The 4,977-nt window shown below is 63.0% G+C and carries 9 protein-coding genes and 1 pseudogene; all 10 read right to left on the bottom strand.

Going from position 1 to position 4,977, the window contains the following annotated elements:
* Window positions 1–269, bottom strand: a 269-nt coding sequence (gene rplP / locus AC1DU6_RS19915; RefSeq protein WP_477859089.1) for a 50S ribosomal protein L16, incomplete at its 3' end; no start/stop codon positions are given.
* Between the two features lie 2 nt (window positions 270–271).
* Window positions 272–1,135 (bottom strand): 30S ribosomal protein S3, encoded by an 864-nt coding sequence (rpsC, locus tag AC1DU6_RS19910; RefSeq protein ID WP_457323016.1) that lies wholly within the window; start codon window positions 1,133–1,135, stop codon window positions 272–274.
* A 17-nt stretch (window positions 1,136–1,152) separates the two neighbouring features.
* A pseudogene (rplV, locus tag AC1DU6_RS19905) lies at window positions 1,153–1,479 on the bottom strand (50S ribosomal protein L22); the annotation flags it as partial.
* An 11-nt stretch (window positions 1,480–1,490) separates the two neighbouring features.
* Window positions 1,491–1,769: a 30S ribosomal protein S19 gene (gene rpsS / locus AC1DU6_RS19900; protein ID WP_056194250.1), complete on the bottom strand. Its 279-nt coding sequence runs from the start codon at window positions 1,767–1,769 to the stop codon at window positions 1,491–1,493.
* Between the two features lie 10 nt (window positions 1,770–1,779).
* Complete coding sequence (gene rplB, locus AC1DU6_RS19895; protein ID WP_056194253.1) at window positions 1,780–2,604, bottom strand: 50S ribosomal protein L2; 825 nt, start codon at window positions 2,602–2,604, stop codon at window positions 1,780–1,782.
* Entirely contained in the window at window positions 2,605–2,919 is a 315-nt protein-coding gene (gene rplW / locus AC1DU6_RS19890) for a 50S ribosomal protein L23 (protein ID WP_056194256.1), read from the bottom strand. It abuts the gene before it with no gap.
* Window positions 2,916–3,536, bottom strand: coding sequence for a 50S ribosomal protein L4 (gene rplD, locus AC1DU6_RS19885; RefSeq protein WP_056194259.1), 621 nt, complete (start codon window positions 3,534–3,536; stop codon window positions 2,916–2,918). The genes rplW and rplD overlap by 4 nt, the downstream gene beginning before the upstream one ends.
* A complete protein-coding gene (rplC, locus tag AC1DU6_RS19880; protein ID WP_056194263.1) occupies window positions 3,536–4,207 on the bottom strand; it encodes a 50S ribosomal protein L3 in 672 nt (223 codons plus the stop codon). The genes rplD and rplC overlap by 1 nt, the downstream gene beginning before the upstream one ends.
* 263 nt (window positions 4,208–4,470) lie before the next feature.
* Window positions 4,471–4,782: a 30S ribosomal protein S10 gene (rpsJ, locus tag AC1DU6_RS19875; RefSeq protein ID WP_056194266.1), complete on the bottom strand. Its 312-nt coding sequence runs from the start codon at window positions 4,780–4,782 to the stop codon at window positions 4,471–4,473.
* Between the two features lie 66 nt (window positions 4,783–4,848).
* Window positions 4,849–4,977: EF-Tu C-terminal domain-related protein (locus AC1DU6_RS19870; RefSeq protein WP_477859091.1), on the bottom strand; the 129-nt coding region annotated here is incomplete at its 5' end.

Genomic DNA, 4,977 nt, shown 5'->3' with positions numbered 1-4,977 from the left:
GGGTTGCCCTTGCCGTTACCCATCCGAACTTCGGCAGGCTTTTGCGAGATGGGCTTGTCCGGGAACACGCGGATGAAGATTCGACCACCGCGCTTGATGTGGCGCGAGATCGCGCGGCGAGCCGCTTCGATCTGGCGGGCCGTCAGACGGCCGCGCTCGGTGGCCTTGAGGCCGAAATCACCGAAAGACACCGCAGCACCTCGGGTCGCAACACCCGTGTTGCGGCCCTTCTGCTCCTTGCGGTATTTACGACGAGCGGGTTGCAGCATGCTTATTCTCCTTTGGCCTCACCACCGGCTGCGGGGACCTTGCGGACTACGCGCTTGGCGGCGGGCTTGGCTGCGTCACCCGTGGGGGCGGCGGCAGCGGGCTGATCTGCTCCGTCACGCGAGCCACGGTCGCCACCCGGACGGCCACGGCCACCAGGAGCGCCCGGACGGGCGTTACGGCGCGGGCGACGATCGTCTTCGGCGCCTGCGGGGGTGTTGATGACCGGAGCCTCGCCATTGGCAAGACGGTCACCGCGGTAGACCCAGACCTTGACGCCGATGACGCCGTAGGTGGTCTTGGCTTCGGAGAAGCCGTAGTCGATGTCGGCCTTCAGGGTGTGCAGGGGCACACGACCTTCGCGATACCACTCGGTACGAGCGATTTCGATGCCGTTCAGACGACCAGCGCTCATGATCTTGATGCCCTGGGCACCCAGACGCATCGCGTTCTGCATCGCGCGCTTCATGGCGCGGCGGAACATGATGCGCTTCTCGAGCTGCTGGGTGATCGAGTCGGCGATCAGCTGAGCATCGACTTCGGGCTTGCGCACTTCTTCGATGTTGACAGCGACGGGCACGCCCAGACGCTTGGTCAGTTCAGCCTTCAGCGCTTCGATGTCCTCGCCCTTCTTGCCGATCACGACGCCCGGGCGAGCCGAGTAGATCGTGATGCGTGCGTTCTTGGCGGGGCGCTCGATCAGGATGCGCGAAACGGCAGCATTCTTGAGCTTGGCCTTCAGGTACTCGCGAACACGCAGATCTTCGGCCAGCATCGTGGCGAAGTTCTGATTGTTCGCATACCAGCGCGAAGCCCAGTTACGGGTGACAGGAAGGCGAAAGCCAACCGGATGGATTTTCTGTCCCATAGTCTTCTTGCGCCKTAGTTGCCGACAGCCACAAAGATGTGGCAGGTGGGCTTGCTGATGCGGTTGCCGCGACCCTTGGCGCGAGCCGAGAAGCGCTTCAGCGTGGCACCCTGCTCGACGTAGATCGAGGTGACCTTGAGTTCATCAATGTCAGCGCCGTCGTTGTGCTCGGCGTTGGCGATGGCGCTTTCCAGCGCCTTCTTGATGATGACGGCCGCCTTCTTCTGGGTGAATTCCAGGATGTTGAGGGCGTGGTCCACCTTCTTGCCGCGGATCAGGTCAGCCACGAGGCGACCCTTGTCACACGAGAGGCGAACGCCGCGAACGATTGCTTTGGTTTCCATCGTCGGCATCCTTACTTCTTCCCGGCCTTCTTGTCGGCCGGATGGCCTTTGAAGGTGCGGGTCAGTGCGAATTCACCCAGCTTGTGGCCGACCATCTGGTCAGACACATAAACCGGCACGTGCTGCTTGCCGTTGTGCACGGCGATCGTCAGACCGATGAACTCGGGCAGGATCGTCGAGCGGCGCGACCAAGTCTTGATGGGCTTCTTGTCTTTAATGGCAACAGCCTTGTCGACCTTGGCCATCAGATGGTGGTCAACGAAGGGGCCCTTCTTCAGCGAACGGGTCATGGCCTAGCCCTTACTTCTTGCGACGCGAGACGATGAACGTCTGCGTGCGCTTGTTGTTGCGAGTGCGGTAGCCCTTCGTCAGGGTGTTCCACGGCGACACAGGGACCTGGCCCTCGCCGGTGCGGCCTTCGCCACCACCGTGCGGGTGATCCACCGGGTTCATCGCCACACCGCGAACGGTCGGACGGATACCCTTCCAGCGGATCGCGCCGGCCTTGCCGTACTGGCGCAGGCTGTGCTCTTCGTTGCTCACTTCACCGATGGTGGCGCGGCAGTCGACGTGCACGCGGCGGACTTCGCCGGAGCGCAGACGGATCTGGGCGTAAACGCCTTCGCGAGCCATCAGGACCGCAGACGTGCCGGCCGAACGGATCATCTGGGCACCCTTGCCAGGCTGCAGCTCGATGCAGTGAATCGTCGAGCCCACCGGGATGTTGCGGATCGGCAGCGTGTTGCCAGCCTTGATCGGGGCTTCCGCGCCGCTCAGGATGGTCGAACCCACTTCCAGACCGCGCGGAGCGATCACGTAGCGGCGTTCGCCGTCGGCGTACACCACCAGCGCAATGTGGGCGGTGCGGTTCGGGTCGTACTCGATGGTCTCGACCTTGGCCGGAATGCCGTCCTTGTTGCGCTTGAAGTCGACCACGCGGTAGTGGTGCTTGTGACCACCGCCCTTGTGGCGAATCGTGATGTGACCGTTGTTGTTGCGGCCCGAATTCTGGATTTGCGGCTCAAGCAAAGCTGCATGGGGCGCGCCCTTGTGCAGGTGCTTGTGCACCACCTTGACGACGCCACGGCGACCGGGCGAGGTAGGTTTGACTTTGACGATGGCCATTTACGCGGCCTCCCCGGAGAAATTGAGCTCTTGACCGGCCTTGAGGGCCACATAGGCCTTCTTGACGTGGTCACGGCGGCCGGCACGGCCACCAAAGCGCTTCGTCTTGCCCTTGACCTGGACGACGTTGACCGACTCGACCTCGACCTTGAACATCAGTTCAACAGCGGCCTTGATTTCGGGCTTGGTGGCGTCGCGCAGGACCTTGAACAGGACCTGGTTGTGCTTCTCGGCAACTTGCGTGGCCTTTTCGGACACGATGGGCGCGAGCAGCACGGAGGCCAGACGGCCTTCGGAATACTTGGGGGCGCTCATGCCAGCATCTCCTTGAGTTGCTCGACCGCAGCCTTGGTCACCAGCACCTTCTTGTAGAAGACCAGCGACAGGGGGTCGGCGTAGCGCGGCTCGACGACCAGCACATTGGCCAGGTTGCGCGAAGCCAGCAGCAGGTTGTCATCCACGACATCGGAGATGACCAGCACCGAGTCCAGGCCCATGGCCTTGAACTTGGCGGCCAGCAGCTTGGTCTTGGGGGCTTCGATCGAGATCGAATCCACCACGGCCAGGCGGCCTTCGCGGGCCAGCTGCGACAGGATCGCAGCCATGCCGGCGCGGTACATCTTCTTGTTCAGCTTGTGCGAGAAGTTCTCGTCAGGCATGTTCGGGAAGATGCGACCGCCCCCGCGCCACAGCGGCGACGAGGTCATACCGGCGCGAGCGCGGCCGGTGCCCTTCTGGCGGAAAGGCTTCTTGGTCGAGTGATGAACCTGTTCACGGTCCTTCTGGGCACGAGTGCCTTGGCGGGCGTTGGCCTGGAAGGCCACGACCACCTGGTGCACCAGGGCTTCGTTGTAGTCGCGAGCGAAGATGGTGTCAGGCGCTTCCACCTTGGCGGTGGCCTGACCCTGCTCGTTCAGGAGCTCGAGCTGCATCAGTTGGCTCCCTTCTTGACTTTGACCTTGACGGCCGGGCGAACGACGATGTGGCCGTTCTTGGAACCCGGGACCGCGCCGCGGACCAGCAGCAGTTGACGGGCTTCGTCAACGCGCACGATGTCCAGGTTCTGCGTGGTGCAGGTTTCGTCGCCCATGTGGCCGGTCATCTTCTTGCCCGGGAACACACGGCCCGGGTCTTGCGCCATCGAGATCGAGCCCGGCACGTTGTGCGAACGGCTGTTACCGTGCGACGCGCGCTGCGAGCTGAAGTTGTGGCGCTTGATGGTGCCCGCAAAGCCCTTGCCGATGGACGTGCCCTGCACGTCGACCAGCTGGCCGGCGGCGAACAACGTCACCGGAACGGTCGCGCCAGCTTGGTACTGGGCTGCGACGTCGGCTTCGACGCGGAATTCCTTGAGGATTTCACCGGCTTCGACACCTGCCTTGGCAAGGTGGCCGGCTTCAGGCTTGGTGACGCGCGAAGCTTTGCGCGTACCGAACGCCACTTGAATGGCGCTGTAGCCGTCGGTCTCTTGGGTCTTGACCTGGGTCACGCGGTTGTTGGACACGTCCAGCACCGTCACAGGGATGGCATCGCCATCGTCCGTGAAGATGCGCATCATGCCCACCTTGCGGCCCAGCAAACCGAGACGGTTGCTCAGACTCATGTTTTTCTCCAGCCCCGTCGGCTCACGCCTCGGAAGCTATTGCGAACACCCGACATCGATTGGCCGGGCTGACTTGTGCAGGATCTCTTGCGAAACACCGCGCGAATATCCGAGCAGGCATAGGCCAACCCGGAAAAGCTGGTGAGTATAGCCTGCGGGGTTGCCCCGATGCAAGCGTTAGGCCCCGCCCAGCACAAAAGACAAGACCCCGGCCTGCCGAGGCAGAACCGGGGTCTCGGATTACCAAGCCCGAAGGCTCGGAATTACTGCAGCTTGATTTCGACGTCGACGCCGGCGGGCAGGTCGAGCTTCATCAGGGCATCAACCGTCTTGTCGGTCGGGTCGACGATGTCCATCAGACGCTGGTGGGTGCGGATCTCGAACTGGTCGCGACTCGTCTTGTTGACGTGGGGCGAACGCAGGATGTCGAAACGTTCCATGCGCGTCGGCAGGGGCACGGGGCCCTTGACGATGGCGCCGGTGCGCTTGGCGGTCTCGACGATCTCGAGGGCCGACTGGTCGATCAGCTTGTAATCAAACGCCTTGAGGCGGATGCGGATCTTTTGCTTTTGCATGACGGTTCCTTAAAGAGCAGGCGGTGAGCACCGAGCGGATGCCGCCCGGCGCACGTCACGCATGAATTACGCGAGGATCGTGGCGACGACGCCCGAGCCGACGGTGCGACCACCTTCACGGATGGCGAAGCGCAGGCCGGTTTCCATCGCGATCGGCGCGATCAGCTTCACGGTGATGCCGACGTTGTCGCCAGG

Source organism: Roseateles sp. P5_B10 (genome assembly GCF_056400485.1).
This window is presented reverse-complemented; position numbering and strand designations above follow the sequence as displayed.